Below are 21,097 nucleotides of genomic sequence, written 5' to 3' on the forward strand. Positions count from 1 at the left end.
TTTTCTATTCTTTATAATCATCTAAAAATGGTTTATTCACAAAATAATACATCCACGCCATTAACATACTGCCGCCAAATAAGTTTCCAATAGTTACAGGGATTAAGTTATGGAAAACTCCGGCCCATGAAATGGTTCCTGGATGGTTCAACACTAAGGCAATGGCAAATGTACACATATTGGCAATACTGTGTTCATACCCGGAAATAAAAAAGCAAAACACGAAGAGCATCATCGAAAACATTTTGGGTCCGTCTCCCTTAAGGCCCATTGGTATAAAGAAGGCTAGGCAGACGAGCCAATTACAAAGGATACCTCGGAAAAAAAGTTCCATTGTGGGTACTTGCATTTTCTTTTCTACAACACTTAATAAAAAGCCATTAACTGAGGATTCTTCGTATAATCCAGTTGTGAAAATCATCAACGCGAAAACAGCTGCTCCTAAAATATTGCCAATGTAGCTGCTGACCCATAACTGAGTAACCTCAAGCCATGCCATTTTTCCACGTAATGCTGCATAGGTATAATAAAAGGTATTACCAGTAAATAAATCCCCGCCGCCATATGCAATTAGGATAATGGCTGAACCAAAGGTAAGTGCCGCCATTGGATAGGCAAAAGGGGAGTGTTCTAGGTAGAAATAGTTACCTGTTTTAAAAGCAACAATTACACCAAACCCGATAAACATACTTGCGAGCATGGCTCGTAAAATATATCGTAACAGGCTTTGTCTAAAAATTTTTACTTTCTTTAACGCCAGCTTTTCAACTTCACTTAAGAGTGGCATTTCCATTATGTACGTCACCATCCACTGTTTAACAATTTCTATCATGTTAGTTTTAACGAGAAACATTAAATTATGCATGTCTAGAATAATAGATTAAATAATAACATAGGTTTTAAATTAATACTTAATGTTAACAAAAAATACTATATTTCAGTTATAATGAAATGGTTTTTTAATACTGATTTTAAGGAGTTTACTATGTCCTACTTGAAAAAAATAACCCCGGAATATGACCCGTGGGAAGCTTATAATGACATTAAGCAGTACGGAAAACCTCAACTTACCAATATTGAATTCACGACCACTACCTTATGTAATATGCGCTGCGAGCATTGTGCAGTAGGGTACACCCTCCAACCAAAAGACCCGGATGCGCTTCCTCTTGATTTACTTTTGAGCAGGTTAGATGAAATTCAAACACTAAACGCACTTAGTATTACAGGTGGAGAACCAATGCTTTCTCTTGCCTCTATCAAAAATTATGTGGTTCCTTTATTAAAATATGCTCATGAACGAGGAGTCCGGACCCAAATTAATTCGAATTTAACGCTGGACCTAGCACGGTATGAGTTAATTATTCCATATTTAGATGTCATGCATATCTCGCATAACTGGGGAACGATAGATGATTTCGTCGAAGGCGGGTTTGCAAGAATGGAGCGCAAGCCTGATTATAAACAGCGAGAAAAGTATTTTCAGAGGATGATAGAAAATAGCAGAGAGCTGGTGAAGGCGGGGGTAATGGTTTCGGCTGAAACAATGCTTAACAAGCGGACACTCCCTTATTTAGAGAAAATCCACCGTCAAATTGTTGATGAAATGCACTGTCAGCGTCACGAGGTTCACCCTATGTATCCAAGTGATTTTGCGAGCAATCTTGAAACATTATCTCTAAATGAAATAAGAGATGCTATTCATCATTTACTAGATGTTCGTGATGAAGATGTATGGATGCTGTTTGGAACTCTTCCCTTTTATGCATGCAGCCATAAGTTAGAGGATTTAGAGCTTCTAAATCGGCTCTTTCAAAGTAAAAATGTAACCGTAAGAAATGACCCTGATGGCCGGTCCCGCTTAAATGTTAATATCTTTAATGGAGATATAATCGTTACTGATTTTGGTGATACTCCGCCGCTGGGAAATGTTTTAGATACTAAGCTGACAGATGCATACGAGAACTGGCAATCTTCTGCTATTGCTAAGGAACTGAGCTGTCATTGTCCAGCTGCTGCCTGTCTTGGACCTAATATCTTAGTGAAAAATAGTTACTACCAAGATATAGATTTTTCTATGCAAAAAAACAAAATAAGCAAATGAAAAAGGCAGGGATTACCTGCCTTTTTCATTTGCTACGCTGTATGTTTAACCAACTTCGGATGACGGTGCATTGAGATAAATAAAATAATTCCGCTGACTATTAATAAAACACTAGTACTAATAAACACAGCGGAAAATCCTAAATAACCTGAAATAAATCCACCCAGCATTGGTCCTATGATATTTCCGAGGAACCGTAAGCTTGTATTGTAGCCTAGGACTTCACCTTGCATAGCAATGGGGGCCTCTTGCCGAATGTAGGCAATGCGGACTGGGATAATTCCTCCAATTGCAATTCCCAGGGTAAAGCGGATAATAACTAATTGCCAGTACTCAGTAACGGCTGCACCAGGAAGGTATATGATCCCTGATACAAAAAGCAGTATGACGAGGATTTTAATATAACCATGTTTATCCGCAATCTTCCCCCAATTTCTCGACATCAGCAGGTTTCCTAATCCAGCTGCGGAAAAGGCAATTCCGGAGTAAAATGCGATGTTCGTGTGACCATGCAGTTCACTGACAAATAAAGATAGAATTGGCTGTATGCTAAAATGGGCAATTTGTACGAGTGCCGAGATCAGTAAAACCGTTAACAATACTGGATTCCTAACAATATGTGTGAAAACTTCCTTACTAGAATAGTGTGATTTGGTTCCTTTTTTCGCTTCCATTACATACTCTTTTGTCGCAAAAACGAGCAGTCCAGAAACAATAATGGCAATAGATGTCCATTTAAAGGTCAAGGCGTAACCCAGTGAATCCGCTAAAACCCCGCCAAGCATCGGACCAAGCAGTGAACCAGTGATACTGCCTGTTTGCAATGTACCAAGGACACGGCCCGCTATTTCCTTCGGTGTTTGTGTGGAAATAAATGCTTGTGACATTGGAATAAATCCTGTGAAAAACCCCATCAAAAGCCGCAAGAGGAATAGCTGCCAAACGGATTGAACAAAGCCCATGAGGAATATCGAGCATCCCATTCCAATTGCACAAATAATTAGGATTTTTTTTCTTCCATAGCGGTCGCCAATTCTTCCCCAAATGGGTGAAAAGATAAAAGCAGATACAAACGTTACAGCAAAGGTTATTCCAGACCAGTGCTGTACATATTTTTCTGAAAAGTCACCAAAGGTCTCTATGTACAAGGAAATAAACGGCAGAACCATGGTCATACTTCCAGCAACAAAGAAATTAGCGAACCACATGATTAAGATATTTCTTTTCGCCATTTCCGATTTAGTCAGGCCAGCTCACCTCTTTTCATCTATTATTTCGGTTTGCTAAATATTATAATACCGAATTTTCAAGAAAATGAAAGTTATATACGTTTCTAGTGTTCTGGTTTTAGGTACGTTATTATGTGAGGTTGTGAAAGTAGAGGATTAATTTAAAATATTAAGAAAACACTATTGACAAAATGTTAATAGAAGATTAAATTTAGTTTAATACTTTAAACAAGTAAAATAATACGTTCTCTTATCAAGAGTGGCAGAGGGACTGGCCCTATGACGCCCAGCAACCGTTCCGTTTGGAATTGGTGCTAAATCCTGCAAAACAAGTAATTGTTTTGAAAGATAAGAGAGGAGTAATCCTTCTTTTTGTGATGAAACCTCTCTTACCTGGAGAGGTTTTTTGTTTTTCAATACTCTCCTAGGAGCAACGTTGGTGGGAATGCACGTACATATTAAAAAAAGGGGAGATTTCAACATGAAGAAGAATTTATTAAAGAGCACTTTTGTATCAGCGATTGCAGCAACACTTTTGCTAACAGGCTGCGGAGCTGGGGGAGAATCAAAGCAAACAAGCGGGAATACAACCATTGAGGGGGTTCCGGAACGATTTGCAAAAGGAGATCAGCCAAAGATTAAGGTTATTCGAAAAATCGGTGGTGATGATCATACTGCTCAATTCCTAGCGGGTGCCAAACAAGAGGGAGAAGCGTTAGGATTCACCGTAGATGTTTTCACTGCAAATGGAGATACCGCGAAATTTCATGACGCGATTAATCAGGCTTTAAGCCAAGATTATGATGGATATGTCATTTCCCATGGTGACGATGATGCAACAGTAAACGATGTGAAGAAAATTGTAGAAGCAGGAAAAAGCATTGTTGCCTTTGACTCGAATCCTAATTTAACAACAGTGGAAGGTGTAACTCTTACATCACAGGATGATGAAGCATTGGCAACATTAGCATTAGATAAATTAGTTCAAGAAACGAAAGGTGAAGCAAATATCGCTTATCTTTGGGTCGATGGATTTCCACCAATGGTTCGACGAAATAAAGTGTACCAGGATGTCTTAGAAAAGAACCCAGGAATCAAGGAAGTAGAACGGTTTGGTATTGCTTCCGCTGATACTAGTGTTCAAACACAGAATGCGGTTGCTGCTATGCTGAATAAATATCCTAAAGGTGAATTAGATGCAATTTTTGCCACTTGGGATGCTTTTGCCATTGGTGCTGCACGTGCACTGAAGGAAGCAGGCAGAGAAGAAGTTAAGCTTTATGGTATCGATGTATCAAATGCAGACCTGCAGGAAATTCAAAGAAAAGGCAGTGCTTGGAAGTATACTGCTGCCGTTGATCCGAAGCTTATTGGTGCTGTGAATATGAGATTATTAGCCAAGAAACTAGCAGGAGAAGAAACTCCTCAAACCTATGATCTAGAAGCATCATTGATTTCACAAGAAGACCTTCAAAAATCAAAAGATCCAGTTAATATGGTAAACCTTGCCGATATTATTTCAGGCTGGGGGCAATCAACCGCTTTTGAAGAGGACTGGATGAAGAAGTTAAAGGAACACTATAAGAAGTAGTATCAAAAGATGATAGTAACGCCTTTTCTCATTGAAAGGGCGTTTTTTTATTGATAAAAGGCTGTGTTTTGATTAAACTTAGGAAATCATAAAAGAAAGAGTAATTGTGGTGAAGGATAGATGGATAATGAAAAAACACTTACATACGAAATAATGAATGTTTGTTTACTTGCTGGGAAAATTATGCTCCAAAGCGGCGGGGAAACCTATCGAGTTGAGGATACGATGATGAGAATTGCGGCTGCTTTTGGAATTGAAAATTCGCACAGCTATGTAACCCCAACAGGAATTATTTTTTCTGCTGAAGGTGCTGAGCCTACTAAAACAAAGCTAATTCGAATATCATCTCGTTCTACCGATTTGAAAAAGGTCGCAATGGTTAATAGTATTTCACGCCAAATTACAAATGGTGAAATCAATCTTGAGGCAGCACTTACACTTTTAAAAGAACTTGAGGAATTAAATGTCACCTTTCCCTTTATGATTCAGGTTGCTGCAGCTTCCATTGCCAGCGGCTGTTTTATGATTATGTTTAAAGGTGAGTGGATTGACTTTATTCCATCTATGGTAACCGGAGGATTAGGTTATTTCGGGTTTTTATATTTTCACCGCTACATACCGATAAAATTTTTCTCTGAATTTTTAGCGTCATTCATCATTGGTTTCTTAGCACTCATTCTAATTAAAATAGGAGTCGGCAGCCAATTAGATAAAATTATTATTGGCTCGGTTATGACATTAGTACCTGGGCTCTTAGTGACCAATGCTGTAAGAGATTTAATGGCTGGACATTTGGTTTCGGGATTATCTAAAGGCGCGGAAGCACTCTTAACAGCATTTGCAATTGGATCTGGGGTTGCAGTCGTTTTATCATTTTTGTAATGGGGGATTAGAGTGGAAATCTTAGGACAATTAATCACAAGCTTTATTGCCACAGCTGCATTTGGAGTCATTTTTAACGCACCGAAGGAAACGCTGGTAAAATGCGGACTTGTTGGAATGGGCGGGTGGATTATCTATTATATGGCGGAAAAGTATTCGGGAGATTCTGTAGTAGCTACACTTTTAGCTACTCTATTTGTTGGAATAGTCAGCCAAGAGTTCGCCAAATTCTATAAAACACCTGTTATTATTTTTAGCGTTGCTGGAATCATTCCGTTAGTACCAGGCGGGTTAGCATATGATACGATGAGGAATTTTGTCGAGGATGATTACTTTCATGCAATAGCATTAGGTGCAAAGGTAACCTTACTATCAGGATCCATTGCTTTTGGGCTTGTTTTTTCAGAGGTTATTAATCAAGTGGTTCGCAGGATAAAAGGCGGTAAAGTGTTAAAAATCTAAAATTCCCAATAGAATTGGACGAAGGCAGAGGATAAATTTCCTCTGCCTTCTTTTTGCTTTGATCCAAAAGGGATCACTATTGTAACTTGTGATTGGTTGATTTCAAATATCTGCAATCGCAAGGTAAGTATTTATATATAATAAATGGTATTAAAAGACCAATTTGCCGCGGTTACTCTTCCACCTGATGGTTTTATACCTAAACGACGTAAGCCCTACCTCTCTTACATCCTTACGGCTCCGAAGCCGATCCAGCGTGAATAAGTTTTTACTTTTAAAACATAAGCAGAATGCCAGAAAAAAATTCTTACATTGCGTTATCTATCGTATACAAGTTACATAAAATCTAAAGCACAATTAATAATATTACACCCTGTAATTAAAAAAGTCAATACAAAAAATGAAAGGAATATAAATAGTGTCCTTCTTTTAAAAAAGGAAAAAGGGAATCATAAGTAGAAATGATAGTAAGAGAAAAGGAAAGGAGGGGGAAAATGCTATTTTTTCGTAAACTGTTCCTCACAGCCTCTCGGTACAGGTATCGAACAGTAATACTGTTTACCTTGTTATTTATTATTGTAAACGCAGAAATTATGAGAGTTATAGAACCTAATACGTTTGAAAGCAGCTTGCATGCAGTGTGGTGGATTCTTACTACGATGACTACGGTAGGTTATGGAGATGTCTATCCTGCCACAGAGGCTGGAAGAACATGGGCTATGATTGTCGTCTATACATTAGGTATAGGACTATTTGGAACAGTTATTGGGGTTATAGTAGATGGTGTTACGCAATATAAAAAGCGAAAGGAGGAGGGGAAATTGTCTTATAAAGGTGAAAATCATTTTGTTATTATGGGCTGGACGGCTAAAAGCAAATCCACAATTAAGGAACTTTTATTATGTGATGAAAAAACAGATATCGTGTTGATAGATGAATTTGAAAAGACTCCTTATGAACATGAACGGTTTCATTATATTCAAGGGAGCCCGACAGATGTTGAGACACTGAGGAAAGCTAAAATTGAAAATTCTCAAGCTGTTTTGTTGTTTGCAGCCGAAGGGATAGGAAATCCTGATTTAGTTGATGGCAAGACTCTTTTAACTGCATCCTCCATAGAGCGCTATGATGATGGAACGGAGAAGAATATTTATACGATAGCTGAGATTATCAATGAAAAGCATGTTGATAATTTTAAGCATGTTAAGATTGATGAGTTTATTTTATCAAATGGTTCTGTATCAAATCTGATGGCGAAATCAGCCCAAATGAAAGGAGCGAGCCATCTCTTTACTCAACTGCTAAGCAGGCAGGATGGAGATGGAGGCAGCGATCTTTGGGAAGTCAGCATAAGGCCTGAGTGGAAAACATATGGTGCTGCTTATGAACAACTAAAGGACAACGGTGCTCAACTTATAGCAGATCGAAATGATTTGAACATACTCAAGAAATGGAATGAACCTATCCCAAAATTGGCTAGATTATTTGTCATCTGTGACAAGCATATATACCAAAGACTATAAGAAAAAACGCATCTAAATAGATGCGCTTTTTCAATATGTCAAACAGCCAGCAATAACTATGCCAATCGATACGGACAATAATAGTAGAAAAAGACCGACTGCACGATTGTCATCCTCAATGCTCTGGGATACGTTAAAACGACGCGGGGTCAGCCATTCAGTTAGATAGAAGACAATAATCTGTGCTGCGATACCAACTGCTCCCCAAATGACCGTATCTACTAGCGATATGGAGTTAGCAAGAGCGGAATATAAAACAATTGCCAGTCCGAGAAGTCTTCCTCCGAGAACATAGCTTGCTGCTTTATTTCCCTTCGCCATTAAGGCGAATTCCTTTACCTTTGTGGTAATCTCCATTAAGAAAAGACCAATAAGTAATAAGGCTAATGAAACACCCAGATATATTAAGAAATTTAACAATTAAACTCCTCCTTTTTTATTCCTGCTGGTAAGAAATAAGATTCATTACCTGTGATTTTTCCTCCCGCACGGATTCCAATACTGCTCGGCTTACCGGCAATAAGGAAAGAACCAAATACCAGAGACAGTTCTTCAATGCCTTTTTCAGTTTCGAGTGAAACAACAGGAAGAGGTACATATGATTGATAGACAGGCAGTTCGTTTTTGTAGGTTTGGAAGGAATTTTGGGCATCTACCTTGGTGTGTTGATTCCATATGGTAATCGTATCTCCTTCCCTTCCAAAGGATGGTTTTTGAACATAGGAATGTGTACCTGCAAATGAATCTGCTTCAAGATAGGTAGGAAGCATATATGTATTTATCCATTCCTGTTCTTCCTTTGTATAAAATCCCTCTTGTTCCGCTAATCCCCAAATTAGACATTGAATGGATTTGGGTTGAAGAAGAAATGCCGAAACTGGATTTACGATAGATAATTTACCTTCCTTAGCGAGTTGTAATAATTCAACTCCTACTAAATCCCCTGTATTTGGGTCTTGATCCTCAAGTAAATGTTCTAAAGGATACGTCTGCCGATATAAAACATCAATTGATACACCATTAGAATCTAAGAGTGCACCGTCAGTAATCCTTAGCTCTGAAATGGGGAGGACTTGATTAGGGACCTTACATAACTGACTTAAATAAACCGTGGTGTTCCAATCCTCCATATGATCACGGTGGGCTGTGAACACAACATTAGGTGACGCACATTCCTTTGAAGATTCAAGGACTGCCTTAGTAATACCCGAGGCAAGCAGCTTTTCTTGATTTTCATTCGGATTACGATAACCCAATTCAGAACAGACTTCCCCGTTAATTTTGAAGCATTCAACGATAAAAGTAGGAGTATCAGCATTAAATTCAAGCATTTTTACACCATTACGTGTCAGAACAAAATCAAATCGAGAAATAACACTTTCAGGAAATAGAGTTTTCATTCTAAGAAATGGAAGACTTGCAGCAGGGAAACCAAGTTCAAGAAGCTGCTGGTCCTCGAGGCTGCGCAAGAGGCCTGCCGTTTTAAAAAATACCTTTCCCATCTTTTCTGTCGCTTCCCTCAAAAGGGTATGTGTTTGATAAGAAATGTTAAAAACATGATAAAGGCTGTATTCGCTGCCATATAAATTCGACCAAAAGTCAGGAAACCTGGAGTAAAATTGCCTCCGGTCCTTTGCATATGTGGACATGTACTACCCTCCAAATCCACCTTTAGATCCGCTGCCAAATCCGCCCTTATAGCTTGAGGAAGATTTATAAGATTTGTAAGCAGAGGAATTGATCAAAGCTGATTTATTACGGTAAAACAAGCCTCCATAAAAGAAATGACCATAATAACTTGAGCGAGTATCATCACATTGCCATACGCCTTCATCATCATCCCACTCCCAGTCTGAACAGTTCGTGTCATCTGGCTCTGGTGGTAAGTCCTGTGCCTGGGAACAGCCTGCCAGGGTAGTTCCAGCCATAAGAGAAGTAAGAACACCAGTAATTAACCATTGGGTTTTCTTCACCTTCTCACACTCCTTTTTAATTTATAATATCCATTATAAGAGTAAAATTCAGGAAAACAATGGTAAAATGGAAAGAAAAAGAAAGAGGGATGAAAAATGAGGTTGGAGTATCGACTAGATGATGAGAAAAAACAATTTCCTGCCTTATGGAATTATCAAAATATTACGCCCGTTGAAGCAGTAGCAAGAATGACCTGCGAATTCTTCGTAAAAGAAGGGGCGACATATAGTGTTAACGCCACTGCTATGGATCCAGATGGAACGGCCGTTCTTTATGTAACAAAAGAAAGTTACACCAACGATACCTCCGATACGATATATTCTCACATAGGTTTTGAAGTCAGGGAACTAAAAGGGACAACATCTACCTTAGTGGAAAGGAAAGATGTGTGGGAGCATGAAGAGATACTGGCAGCTCTTCATTCTGATTTTATCTATATCCAGAAAGATGGTAAATTCTTGGAATTTGAACTTGATTCAAGAGAAATAGATGAAGACCGAAAATGCTATGTGTTTTATGGGACATACACTGGTAAAAGTCGATAAAATTAATTATAAAAGTATATCTTTTAAGTGAAAAGGCTAACCATCTAAAAAGGTTAGCTTTTTTTATAGCTGGGGGGTTGGAAGATGTTAGATGCCAACGTAAAGAAAGCAGCCAATTCAATGTTTCAATGTTTATATAAAACAAGGCATATTCAGGATAGGAAGAATTTTGTCGAACTTCATCGAATTTCCAAAAAAAATAAAAGGATTTTTCTTCGAAAGGTGGTAAAATGGTAGGAGATAATTTGAATCACTTTATATGTGCACCAAAAGGGAGTTACAAAATGAAAGAGAGCAGTACAACCTCTAAATTATTTTATGAAGAGGAGAAAGCAACTAAAATATTTTTGTGGTTATTTTATATTTTTTATATTTCATTTGAACTAATTTATTATTATATTTTTCCCAATATTTATGGCAGGGGAATAACTAGACCCCAACAGGGTTTGGGGATTTGGGTATACGTTATCCTTTTTGGGATTTTTCCACTAGCCATATACTTTATGAAAAAAGGTAATCCTTATATTGTTAAGTATCTTTATATTTACAGCTTTATCCTTGTTGATACTGTCCATACTATATTGATTTATTACGGGACGGACAAGCCTTTTGGTTCCGGAGATATTGCGGAAGTTGTCTTTATCCTTTTTGCTCCTATCTTTGTAAATAAAAGGTACTTTTGGACTGTTTCAGCAGGAATGGTGCTAAAATATATACTTCTTGGAGTTCTCCTGCTCGATGTTCGCGTTGTGGTTCCTACAGTTATATATATCATCCTATCTGCTATCGCCTATATTATATTGATACGGTTTAATTCGTATATCGGTTCTTTGATTGAAGTGCATGAAGAACTGAGAAAGACAGAAAAGCTGGCCGTGATTGGCCAAATGGCAGCTGCTATTGGTCATGAAATACGAAATCCACTTTCTTCATTAAAAGGATTTACACAGCTGCAACAAGAGCGATACCCAAATACCAATGATTTTTATCCGATAATGATTCAAGAGATTGACCGAATCAATTCTATTGTTAACGATTTGATGTATCTAGGCAAACCAAAAGAAATCAAATTTGTGAAGGCGAACATTGAGGAAATTATTGCTTATACTCTATCGATTACTCAACATCAAGCTGAGAAAGAGAAGGTAACTATTGAAACAGTGATCGCTGGACCCCTGCCCCCACTAGAATGTGACTCGCATCAACTAAAGCAAGTTTTTATTAATCTTATTAAAAACGCAATTGAATCAATGCCTGATGGCGGGCGAGTAAAAATAAATGTTAACGTCTTAGATGGAAACAAGATGAAAATCTCTATCCGAGATGAGGGATGTGGAATAGATGACGGGCGGATTCATAATTTAGGTGAACCATTCTATACCACTAAAAATGAAGGAACCGGCCTTGGATTAATGGTATCTAACCAAATAATCCAAGACCATCAAGGGGAACTAACGTTTAAAAGCAGTGTCGGAAACGGTACAACAGTAATTGTAACCATACCGATAACACAGACTTTTGGAAAATAATAATTCTGTAATTATACAAATTTCATCAGTATAATATATTTTAAGCATATAACCAATGAGATATAATGTTAAATGAATAGTAAAAGTTAATTATTTTTTGTAAAAACAAAGGATTTCTGACTGTTTATTACAAAATTCCCTAAATGATAGGCGTATTAAAGGGTGCTTGGAGGATAACATGATTCAGCATGAAGAAAAACGAACAGTAAAATGGTTTCTTTTAATATCATATATAATTTTAATAGGCTATGATGTATTTTACTATTACATTGCACCTGGAACAATAGTAGATAGTGAACCTGGTTTTCCTGGAAATCCTTGGGTTTGGGGCCTTATTTATCTAGTATTATTGATTTTCATCCCAGTTGCTTATTATTTAAGCAAGAAGAAAAAGGATTATTTAATAAAATATGTTTTTATACTCAGCTATTTAAGCATCACTACGCCTATAGGAATTTTCTCTTATATTAGAAATGCGGAATTATATTCTAGCGGAAATATCGTTGAGGTATTTTTCATATTATCCTTACCAATCTTTTTAAGTACCAGTTTTTTCTGGTTAGTCAGTATTGGGGTTACCGTAAAATATATTATTACAGCTATCATATTAAATACTAGTTTTCTAATTATGCCTATTATTCTGATGATCATTTTATCTGGCATGTCATTCTTTTTATTAGTTCGTTTTCAAGGCTATGTTAGGGCTGTCAGCAATTTATATGATAAGCAATTAGAGGGAATTGTAAAAGGAGTAATAGCAACACTAGAATTAAAGGATCCTTACACAAGAGGACATAGTGAGCGTGTTGCAAAATATGCTTTAATTTTAGCTAATGAAGTTGGAAAGTTCACAAAGGAAGAACAAAAATCTTTTTATTATGCATGTTTACTCCATGATATTGGGAAAGTGAATATTCCTGATACCATTTTAATGAAACCTGGCAGACTTACGAATGAGGAATTTGAAATTATCAAGTCTCATCCAGTTGTTGGTGCTGAAGCTGTTAAGAATGTAGAAGGAATAAGTAATAGCATTGATGTTATTCGCTATCATCATGAACGCTGGGATGGCAAAGGGTATCCTGAACAATTAAAAGGAGAAGAAATTCCATTACTTGCCAGGGTGTCTACCATTGCTGATGCTTTTGATGCCATGACTTCTTCAAGATCTTATCGTGAAGCTATGCCGGTTGAAGAAGCATACAAACGTATTATTGAAGGAAAGGGTACACAATTTGATCCAGTCCTTGTGGAAAAATTCAAAAATGTATACCCCGCATGGATCAAATTTCATAAAAATTATCCGTGGACAGAAAAATGGGAATTACAGAGGGAGGTGGACTCATGAAAATTCGTAAGCTTAAAAAGGTAAAGACAACTTGCTGGTGGTGTCCGTTCATCGGAATAAAACATTAAAAATGTGGGATGCTAGCGGAAGCTATGCATCCTTCTTTTATTTCAAAAATTTTAGTAGAGATGGTGTTTAAATGGCTTTGACACTTGATTCCTATTTGTCCTTAGTTCCTGTCGAAATCCGGAAAGATAAGAAACGGTTTATCATTGAAGATCAAATTTCAGGAGACTTTTATGAAATGCCTGAGATTTGTATTGATGCAATCCAATTAATGAATCAGGGTGAGCAGTTAGGAAAGATTGAGCGTGAGCTAAAGGTTAAATACCCGCAGGAAGAGGTAGACCTTTTAATTTTTGCCGAACAACTAATCGAGTTGGATTTGATTGATAGTATTAATGGTACAAAAGTTAATAGGCAGGAAAAGCAAAAAGAAAAATTGGGATTTTTATGGATATCACCAAATTTTGGCAAGTTCTTTTTTAATAGAGTTACCTGCACTTTATATGCAGCATTATTTATTCTGAATATCGTTATTTTCATTCGTTATCCTTCATTATTTCCTCATCATGATGACATCTTTATTTTTGATATAATGGTCGTTAATGTACTTTTTTGGATGGTATTTACGTTCCTTTTTGTTCTAATACACGAGTTTGGTCATGTTTTGGCAATGAGAGCATTCAAGCTTCCGACTAAACTAGAGATTGGACACCGTTTATTTTTTGTTGTACTTCTAACAGATATGTCATCTGTTTGGAAGCTAGCTCCAAAAGATAGAAATGTACTCTTTTTAGCAGGTCTATGTTTTGATACCGTTCTCCTCTTTATTTCTCTTGTTATTCAACTCATCCTCTCAGATGGCCAATGGTTACTCAGTGGTTTAATGCACCTAGCTGTTTTTGATATTGTATTAAGGATGTTGTTTCAATGCTGCATCTATATGAAAACAGATCTATATTTTGTTTTTGAAAATATAACTGGCTGTTACAATCTGATGGAAAATGCTAAGCAAGCCATAAGGAAGAAATTTTCGTTTTTAAACTCAAACGCAACGGAGGAAGTTGTCTTTTCCGGTGAAAAAAAACCTGTTTTCTTATATTCGTTCTTTTATTTTCTAGGGGTTATCTTAACGGTTGTACTCTATTTTATTTATTATATTCCAGAAATTATCTATGCAGCAAAGAAAATCCTCCCAGGATTTGTACAGCCGCCGACAAGCTTGATTTTCTGGGATGCCCTAGTCTTTTCATTACAGGTTAGTATTTTTATTGCCTTGCTTCTATATTCTTGGAGGAAAAAGTACCTTCTTAATAAAATGTGACAAAGATTTGTCTAAATCGAATATTTTAAGGGTTTTTTCCCCGAGAGATGGGGGAGTTCCCCTATATTGATAACACTAACGATTTTCTTACAATTAGAGTAAGAAAACTCGTTAGTGTTATTTTTTTAGGAGGAGCTAAAATGCAGACAAATACGCCATTAAATAAAAAATCGGATTCCATCAATAATGCATTTGCATCTAAGTTTGCTAAATCTATGTTTTTAACTGTTTCAGCGATTGTTGTTCTCTCTTTTATCGCAACTAGAATGTTCACACACGTTGATTTAAATTTGTATGGATATATGGTTGGGACGATTGTTTTTATCGGAGGCTTTTTCTACCGTTTTATTGCCTGGGGAGAAAGACCGCCAACCAAAATCTTTATTAAAAAAGGTCTAAAGCTTTTAAAAAGAAAAAGCACACCTAAAACGGCCGTCAATCATTTAGCTATTTACGACTTTATCAAAAATCGCGGGCTATACCGCTGGATACAGCATATTTTAATCGGCTGGGGCTGTGTTCTTGCTTGTTTAGTAACCTTTCCACTTGTATTTGGCTGGATGTACTTCACGATGGACGATATGGGACAATACACAATCGTGCTAATGGGCATGGATTTAATGACCGTGAAAGCAGATGGAATCATTGCCTGGTTCTCCTATAACGCCTTAAATATTTCTGCGGTTATGGTTATATCAGGTGTTTGTATGGCCCTTTACCGTCGTTTGAAAAACATGCAGGCACGAGCAGAACAAAAGTTTATTTACGATTTCCTGCCGCTTTACTTATTGATCTTTATATCTGTAACAGGACTTTTATTAACTGTTCAAAACGTATGGCTTCATGGCTGGATGCAGCCGCAAATGTCATTAATACATCAATTTTCTGTAATCGTAACATTAATATATTTGCCATTCGGTAAACTTGCTCATATTCCTTTCCGTCCGGTAAGCGTCTTTGCAAGAAACTATCGTGAGCACTACGCTGAACAAGAAGAGAAAAAATGTAAGGTTTGCGGTGACCACTTCGTATCGGTCGAGCAATCAAATGATGTCATTCAAGTTTTGGGAGTAAATGCGATTGAATTTAATATGGAAGATGGCTTTAACCTTGCTGAATTATGCCTCCCTTGCCGCAGAAAATATCGTATTTCAAGATTCTCAGGATTCGCAACACACCAGGTGAAAGTTAAGGAGGCAAACCAGAATGCAAAGGGATAAGTTTTTTAAAGAAATTGAAAATGTTATTCATCCAAATGAAACGCTCGTAAAAACTCACTGCAGTTATTGCGGCATGCAATGCGGAATGAATTTACGTGTAAATACAAAGACCAATAAGATTATAGGAGTTGAGCCTCGTTATGATTGGCCGGTAACGGTTGGAAAAATGTGCCCAAAGGGAGTCACAGCATATCAGCAAACCAATCATGATGATCGTATTCTAAAACCTTTGATCCGGGATGATGCTTCTCTAAAAGGAACGAAGGAAGGTTTTCGTGAAGCAACATGGGATGAAGCGTACAGCTTAATTGCTAAAAAGTTTGGAGAGCTTCAAGACAAATACGGTAAAGATACTTTGTCTGTTTTCAGCGGCGTTTCTATGACCAATGAGAAATGTTATTTAACAGGAAAATTTGCAAGGGTAGCCCTGCAAACACGATATATCGATTATAATGGCCGTTTCTGTATGTCGAGTGCTGCGGGTGGTTTCTTGCGCTCATTTGGTGTTGACCGCGGTTCAACCTTGCCATGGACAGATCTTCATGAAACGGATTGTTTGTTCATTGCTGGAAGTAATACTGCTGAATGTCATCCAACATCAATGTTTAGAGTTTGGGCGGTACAGGAAAGAGGAGGCTATTTAATTGTTGCTGACCCTCGTGAAACACCAATTGCAAGAAGGGCCGACGTTCACCTTGATTTAAGACCAGGAACAGACCTTGCACTTGCAAATGGAATCTTAAATCTATTAATTCAAAACGGGCATGCTGATGCGGAATTCGTTAACAACCATACAAACGGATTTGAAGAAACAAAAGAATTAGTGAAAGAATTCACTCCAGAATATACAAGTGAGATTACAGGAGTAGCTCCTGAAAAAATTATTCGAGCAGCAGAGATTTATGGTAAAGCACCAAATGCTGTGGTAATGTTCGCCCGCGGTATCGAGCAGCAGCATAAAGGGGTAGACAATGTTTCTGCTTATACGAATATGGCTTTAGTAACAGGTAAAATTGGACGTCCAAAATCAGGTGTTGCGACATTTACTGGTCAAGGTAATGGGCAGGGCGGACGTGAGCATGGACAGAAGTCAGATTTACTGCCAGGCTATCGTAAAATCACAAATCCAAAGCATGTTGAAGAGGTTTGCCAGGTTTGGGGGATTACTCCTGAAGAAATGCCGCAGCCAGGTGTTTCCGCCTATGAAATGTTCGAATTAATGGAGCAAAAAACCATTCGTGCTATGTATCTGCTTTGTTCAAATCCTGCTGTATCGGCACCTAATTTGAACTTCGTTCGTAAAGCTATGAAAGGCTTAGACTTCATGGTTTGTGCAGACTTCTATCTATCAGAATCAGCAGAATTTGCTGATGTAATTCTTCCAACAGTAACTTGGTCAGAAGACGAAGGGACCGTTACGAACCTAGAGGGCAGGATTATTAAAATCAATAAAGCGCAAGAACCACTAGGTGAATCAAAGCCAGATTGGCAGATTCAAGCAGAGCTTGCTGAATATCTAGGAAGAGGAAAGTACTTCTCTCATCTGAAAACAGCAAGAGATGTTGCCGATGAGTTCCGTTTAGCTTCAAAAGGCGGCTATGCTGACTACTATGGTGCAACTTGGGATAAAATCGATAAGCAGGATGGGGTATTCTGGCCATGTAAAGATGAGAAGGATGAAGGAACACCACATATGTTCTTAGATAAAAAGTTTTATCATCCAGACGGAAAGGCGAAAATTTGTGCACTGCCATACCGTCCGCCAGCAGAAGAGCCATGTGAAGAATATCCGCTTCGTTTAACAACCGGACGGGTGGTTTACCATTACCTATCAGGTAACCAAACTCGCAGAATTCAGTTCCTGCGTGATATGTGTCCTGAACCTTATGTGGAAGTTCACCCTGTGACAGCAGCAAAATACAACATTGAACATGAAGAATACGTTCGCCTATTTACGAGAAGAGGCGAAGCTGAATATAAAGTGAAAATCACGGAAGCTATCCGTAAAGATACTGTATTTGTGCCCTACCATTTTGGACACGATAAATCTATTAATCTCTTAACGATTGCTGCTCTTGATCCAATGTCAAGAATGCCGGAATTTAAAGCCTGCGCAGCACAGATTGAAAAACTAGAACTAAAGAAGGTGCAGTAAATGAAAAAGAGGTTATATCTTGAACTTGAAAACTGTATAGGCTGCCGCTCGTGTTTGGCTGCCTGCACACAGTGCGGCGGGCATGAGGAGCGTAACCGTAACTATGTATACGATGTTAACCCGCTTGTTAACCGTCAGACAATGCCTCTGATGTGCCTTCACTGTGTGAATCCAGCATGTGCGAGAAGCTGTCCGGCGCAAGCAATCCAAATTCATGAAACAGGAGCCGTTCTTTCGGCTCTTGTTGAAAAGTGCATTGGCTGTCAAAACTGTACCATTGCCTGCCCTTATGGAATTCCAAAGTTCGATACCGAGCAAAATCTAATGTATAAGTGCGATCTATGTATCGACCGTACAAAAGATGGGATCCCTCCGATGTGTGCAAGTGTATGTCCATCAAATACATTGCAATGGTTAACCGATGAGGAAATTGAAGCAAAACAAAAGCAATTTAATTTAGATAATGGTAAATGGGTTACAAGTATGCCTTACTTAGAAGGCGAAACCAATGTTAGAGTGAATCTCCCTGGAATCCTGCAGGGTGTCACGAAATTGTTTTAGGAGGGATTAACTCATGACAGATAAAAATAATAAAATCCCGTTCAATGAAGATAACTATACACATAATATCAATCGCAATAATGAAAGAAAACTTGACCGCCGAGGGTTTATGAAAACGTTAGTAGGAGCCGCCGGAGTATTCGCTGTATCATCTCTTCCTTGGGGAGTCTTGGCAGCGAAGGAGCTGAACGGATTAGGTGATAAAAAGTACCCTAAGCAAAAAATTACTGATGTAACATCTATACCAGTAGGTGATGCCGTAGATTTTCATTTTCCTGGTGAGCATGACAGTGCGATCCTAATTAGGCTTTCTGAAGAAAAGTATGTGGCCTATCAAAATGCCTGTACACATCTTCGCTGTCCGGTATTTTGGAAAAAGGAAGAGAAGGAAATGCTTTGCCCATGCCATCACGGGAAATTTGATGTTGAAACAGGAGCACCTACAGCTGGTCCTCCAAGACGCCCGCTCCCTGAGATTTATGTGAAAGTAGAAAACGGTTCTGTTTACGCCGTTGGGGTGAAACGTTATGAAGCGTAGTTACGTAAGTGTTGCACTCCTTTTAGCGGTATTATTTATGAATATTATTGCAACACAATATATGGTTCACCAGTATTTTTATGAAAATTATACAAACACAATTGTTGCAGGTGTTATTAATATAATCCTGTTCCCTTTCGCATTCCTTATCTATAAAAAAGGTGTGAATACCAATGAATAGTGAAACGTATTTAGATTTTTGTTTTATACGAGAACAAACAGGTGAATTCTCTGCGGACATTGATGAATTATTGAAAAACCTGTTTGGGAAAAAGCGGCTGAACTGGTTCCTTGAAGAAAAGACAGTAGAGGGTGCTGAGATGGTCATTGCTGAAGTAAAAGGCATGAGTGATTGGGCCTCTGAAGAAGAAACTATTTTATTCATTGAGGAGCATGCAGATTCAAAGTTCTGGGAATACCTGCAGGGTTACAAGATGTTCATCTATCCAGTGAAGAAAGGATGTAACAGCTGTGGCACCCATTAGTATTGATGAATTACAGAGATTTGTTGGGGAAACAATGGAAATATCTATTGAAGATAAGCAGGGTGGAGATCAGGCTCCAAAGATTAAAAAAACAATAAGGAAAATACAACTCTGTCCGGATCATACGCATATTCGTTTTTATTTTGATTCCGTGTATTTTTTAGCTGTTCCTCTTATCAGTAACATAAGTCAATCAGAGGTTAGTTTTTTCGCCTCTGACCTAGAAAGCGGATTAACCTATACATTTCAAACAGTTTAGATTAAAGATAAAAGGTAACGGGGGTTAAGTATGGAGCAGTCTGTCTCAAAGGAGCAAATTCGTTCTTATATTATTCAATCACAAGAGGAAGAGATTAAACGTATTTCGATGGAGCTGCACGAGGGTGTTGGACAAAATTTATTTAGTATTCTAACTGGATTACAATTTGTTGAAGCAGGATTAAGTGAGCACCATTTGAAAAACTATTTACATGAAATGACTCAGTTGATTGAAAAGACGATACAAGAGATTCGATTGCTTTCAGTGGAGCTTCATCCCCCTTCCTTAACTACACTTGGCTTACTGCCGGCAATAAAGAGCTATATAAAACTATATACCTCGACATTTGGAGTTCTTGTTGATTTAGAATCAATTGGGGAAGAGAAACCAATCCAAGAGCAAAAAAGTGTTGCGGTTTTTCGCGTTTGTCAGGAAGCACTTACAAATATCGCTAAACATGCAGATACATCTAATGTAAAAATGCGTTTTGTGTGGAATGAAGAAACCTTAAAGATTACGATTGTTGATTTCGGCGGTGGATTTGTAACAGGTGAACTAGAAGAAACTTCTGTTACATTAGGAATTGCAGCCATGAAGGAAAGAATGCTTCTAACTGGCGGGCATTGTGTAATATCCTCTAAAATAGGAGAAGGTACATCTGTTGAAATATCTCTTCCTTTATAGGAAGGGAAGGAGAGTTAAAATTGATTAAAATCCTATTAGTTGATGATCATGCCGTTGTAAGAATGGGTCTTACAATGCTGTTAAATTCTAATCCCGAAATGCAAGTAATTGGTGAAGCTTCAGAAGGCAATGAAGGCATAAAAAAAGCCATGAAGCTTAAACCAGATGTTGTCGTCATGGATTTAAGCATGCCTCATGGCAAAGATGGATTATCAGCAACATCCGAATTAAAAAAACTAATGCCCAATGTAAATATCCTAATTCTAACGATGCACGATGATGAAGAATACCTTTTCAGAGCTATTCAAGCCGGGGCATCCGGGTGTATTTTAAAAAGCGCACCGCATGATGAGCTTATGTCAGCCATTGAGTCTGTCTCGTTGGGAAATGCTTATCTCCATCCAGCCGCCACTAAAAGATTAATGGAAGAATACTTGGGGAGTATTAAAGATAGCCAAGATACCTACCATCTATTATCTGAACGAGAGAAAGAAGTTCTCACGCTTGTGGCTAAAGGCTATGCAAATAAAGAAATTGCCGAGCAATTGGTTATCAGCGTAAAAACGGTAGAAACTCATAAAGGTAACTTAATGGAAAAACTACAAATGAAGACAAGACCAGAATTGGTTGAATATGCGGTTAAAAAGGGTTTGCTAGGTTATGGAATATAAGGAGAATACT

The 21,097-nt window shown here is 37.9% G+C and carries 23 protein-coding genes and 1 riboswitch; of the genes, 18 read left to right on the forward strand and 5 right to left on the reverse strand.

Annotated elements, in window-relative coordinates; translation table 11 throughout:
* Positions 1-4 precede the first annotated feature (4 nt).
* Positions 5-793: a formate/nitrite transporter family protein gene (locus H0184_RS21925; protein WP_221828447.1), complete on the reverse strand. Its 789-nt coding sequence runs from the start codon at positions 791-793 to the stop codon at positions 5-7.
* Positions 794-985: 192 nt separating this feature from the next.
* On the opposite strand from H0184_RS21925, the gene yfkAB reads away from it, so the two are divergent.
* Positions 986-2,104, forward strand: coding sequence for a radical SAM/CxCxxxxC motif protein YfkAB (gene yfkAB / locus H0184_RS21930; protein WP_221828449.1), 1,119 nt, complete (start codon positions 986-988; stop codon positions 2,102-2,104).
* A 32-nt stretch (positions 2,105-2,136) separates the two neighbouring features.
* Here yfkAB and H0184_RS21935 read toward each other — a convergent pair whose 3' ends face one another.
* Complete coding sequence (locus tag H0184_RS21935; protein ID WP_221828451.1) at positions 2,137-3,336, reverse strand: MFS transporter; 1,200 nt, start codon at positions 3,334-3,336, stop codon at positions 2,137-2,139.
* 244 nt (positions 3,337-3,580) lie between these two features.
* Positions 3,581-3,688: riboswitch (SAM riboswitch) on the forward strand.
* A gap of 126 nt (positions 3,689-3,814) precedes the next feature.
* On the opposite strand from H0184_RS21935, the gene H0184_RS21940 reads away from it, so the two are divergent.
* From H0184_RS21940 to H0184_RS27815, 4 genes are all read left to right on the forward strand, one after another.
* Complete coding sequence (locus H0184_RS21940) at positions 3,815-4,924, forward strand: sugar ABC transporter substrate-binding protein (RefSeq protein WP_221828453.1); 1,110 nt, start codon at positions 3,815-3,817, stop codon at positions 4,922-4,924.
* Positions 4,925-5,044: 120 nt separating this feature from the next.
* Positions 5,045-5,806, forward strand: coding sequence for a threonine/serine exporter family protein (locus H0184_RS21945; RefSeq protein ID WP_221828455.1), 762 nt, complete (start codon positions 5,045-5,047; stop codon positions 5,804-5,806).
* 12 nt (positions 5,807-5,818) lie between these two features.
* Positions 5,819-6,268, forward strand: a complete 450-nt coding sequence (locus H0184_RS21950; RefSeq protein ID WP_221828457.1) for a threonine/serine exporter family protein — start codon at positions 5,819-5,821, stop codon at positions 6,266-6,268.
* Between the two features lie 494 nt (positions 6,269-6,762).
* Positions 6,763-7,791, forward strand: a complete 1,029-nt coding sequence (locus H0184_RS27815; RefSeq protein WP_313771811.1) for an ion channel — start codon at positions 6,763-6,765, stop codon at positions 7,789-7,791.
* Between the two features lie 30 nt (positions 7,792-7,821).
* Here the strand turns inward: H0184_RS27815 and H0184_RS21960 are convergent, their stop codons facing one another.
* Genes H0184_RS21960 through H0184_RS21970 form a run of 3 tightly spaced genes read right to left on the reverse strand, consistent with a single transcriptional unit; the run spans position 7,822 to position 9,719 of the window.
* Entirely contained in the window at positions 7,822-8,211 is a 390-nt protein-coding gene (locus H0184_RS21960; protein WP_221828460.1) for a DUF350 domain-containing protein, read from the reverse strand.
* Positions 8,205-9,440, reverse strand: coding sequence for a glutathionylspermidine synthase family protein (locus H0184_RS21965; RefSeq protein ID WP_221828462.1), 1,236 nt, complete (start codon positions 9,438-9,440; stop codon positions 8,205-8,207). The genes H0184_RS21960 and H0184_RS21965 overlap by 7 nt, the downstream gene beginning before the upstream one ends.
* A 3-nt stretch (positions 9,441-9,443) precedes the next feature.
* Positions 9,444-9,719 carry a hypothetical protein gene (locus H0184_RS21970; protein ID WP_260631740.1) on the reverse strand — a complete coding sequence of 92 codons (276 nt, stop codon included), beginning with the start codon at positions 9,717-9,719 and terminating at the stop codon, positions 9,444-9,446.
* Between the two features lie 141 nt (positions 9,720-9,860).
* On the opposite strand from H0184_RS21970, the gene H0184_RS21975 reads away from it, so the two are divergent.
* The 13 genes from H0184_RS21975 to H0184_RS22035 all read left to right on the forward strand — a co-directional run bounded on the left by H0184_RS21975 (position 9,861) and on the right by H0184_RS22035 (position 21,087).
* Positions 9,861-10,310 (forward strand): hypothetical protein, encoded by a 450-nt coding sequence (locus tag H0184_RS21975; RefSeq protein ID WP_221828466.1) that lies wholly within the window; start codon positions 9,861-9,863, stop codon positions 10,308-10,310.
* Positions 10,311-10,594: 284 nt separating this feature from the next.
* The gene (locus tag H0184_RS21980) at positions 10,595-11,839 is read left to right on the forward strand and encodes an ATP-binding protein (protein ID WP_221828468.1); all 1,245 of its coding nucleotides are present in this window, start codon (positions 10,595-10,597) and stop codon (positions 11,837-11,839) included.
* A gap of 178 nt (positions 11,840-12,017) precedes the next feature.
* Positions 12,018-13,187 (forward strand): HD-GYP domain-containing protein, encoded by a 1,170-nt coding sequence (locus tag H0184_RS21985; RefSeq protein WP_221828469.1) that lies wholly within the window; start codon positions 12,018-12,020, stop codon positions 13,185-13,187.
* A gap of 139 nt (positions 13,188-13,326) precedes the next feature.
* Positions 13,327-14,514 carry a hypothetical protein gene (locus H0184_RS21990; protein ID WP_221828472.1) on the forward strand — a complete coding sequence of 396 codons (1,188 nt, stop codon included), beginning with the start codon at positions 13,327-13,329 and terminating at the stop codon, positions 14,512-14,514.
* 140 nt (positions 14,515-14,654) lie between these two features.
* On the forward strand, positions 14,655-15,734 hold the full coding sequence (locus tag H0184_RS21995) for a hypothetical protein (protein ID WP_260631721.1): 1,080 nt from the start codon (positions 14,655-14,657) through the stop codon (positions 15,732-15,734).
* Positions 15,721-17,889: a molybdopterin oxidoreductase family protein gene (locus tag H0184_RS22000; protein ID WP_221828474.1), complete on the forward strand. Its 2,169-nt coding sequence runs from the start codon at positions 15,721-15,723 to the stop codon at positions 17,887-17,889. Before H0184_RS21995 ends, H0184_RS22000 begins: the two co-directional genes overlap by 14 nt.
* Positions 17,890-18,450 (forward strand): 4Fe-4S dicluster domain-containing protein, encoded by a 561-nt coding sequence (locus tag H0184_RS22005; protein WP_063253156.1) that lies wholly within the window; start codon positions 17,890-17,892, stop codon positions 18,448-18,450.
* 13 nt (positions 18,451-18,463) lie between these two features.
* Positions 18,464-18,988 carry a QcrA and Rieske domain-containing protein gene (locus tag H0184_RS22010; protein WP_221828476.1) on the forward strand — a complete coding sequence of 175 codons (525 nt, stop codon included), beginning with the start codon at positions 18,464-18,466 and terminating at the stop codon, positions 18,986-18,988.
* Positions 18,978-19,169 (forward strand): hypothetical protein, encoded by a 192-nt coding sequence (locus H0184_RS22015; RefSeq protein ID WP_221828478.1) that lies wholly within the window; start codon positions 18,978-18,980, stop codon positions 19,167-19,169. Before H0184_RS22010 ends, H0184_RS22015 begins: the two co-directional genes overlap by 11 nt.
* Complete coding sequence (locus tag H0184_RS22020; RefSeq protein WP_221828480.1) at positions 19,162-19,473, forward strand: hypothetical protein; 312 nt, start codon at positions 19,162-19,164, stop codon at positions 19,471-19,473. Before H0184_RS22015 ends, H0184_RS22020 begins: the two co-directional genes overlap by 8 nt.
* Positions 19,460-19,732 (forward strand): hypothetical protein, encoded by a 273-nt coding sequence (locus H0184_RS22025; RefSeq protein ID WP_221828482.1) that lies wholly within the window; start codon positions 19,460-19,462, stop codon positions 19,730-19,732. The genes H0184_RS22020 and H0184_RS22025 overlap by 14 nt, the downstream gene beginning before the upstream one ends.
* 30 nt (positions 19,733-19,762) lie before the next feature.
* Positions 19,763-20,416, forward strand: coding sequence for a sensor histidine kinase (locus tag H0184_RS22030; protein WP_221828484.1), 654 nt, complete (start codon positions 19,763-19,765; stop codon positions 20,414-20,416).
* Positions 20,417-20,436: 20 nt separating this feature from the next.
* Positions 20,437-21,087: a response regulator gene (locus H0184_RS22035; protein ID WP_260631722.1), complete on the forward strand. Its 651-nt coding sequence runs from the start codon at positions 20,437-20,439 to the stop codon at positions 21,085-21,087.
* Positions 21,088-21,097: the final 10 nt, after the last annotated feature.

Source organism: Neobacillus niacini, from assembly GCF_019749295.1.
GTDB lineage: Bacteria > Bacillota > Bacilli > Bacillales > Cytobacillaceae > Neobacillus > Neobacillus niacini_D.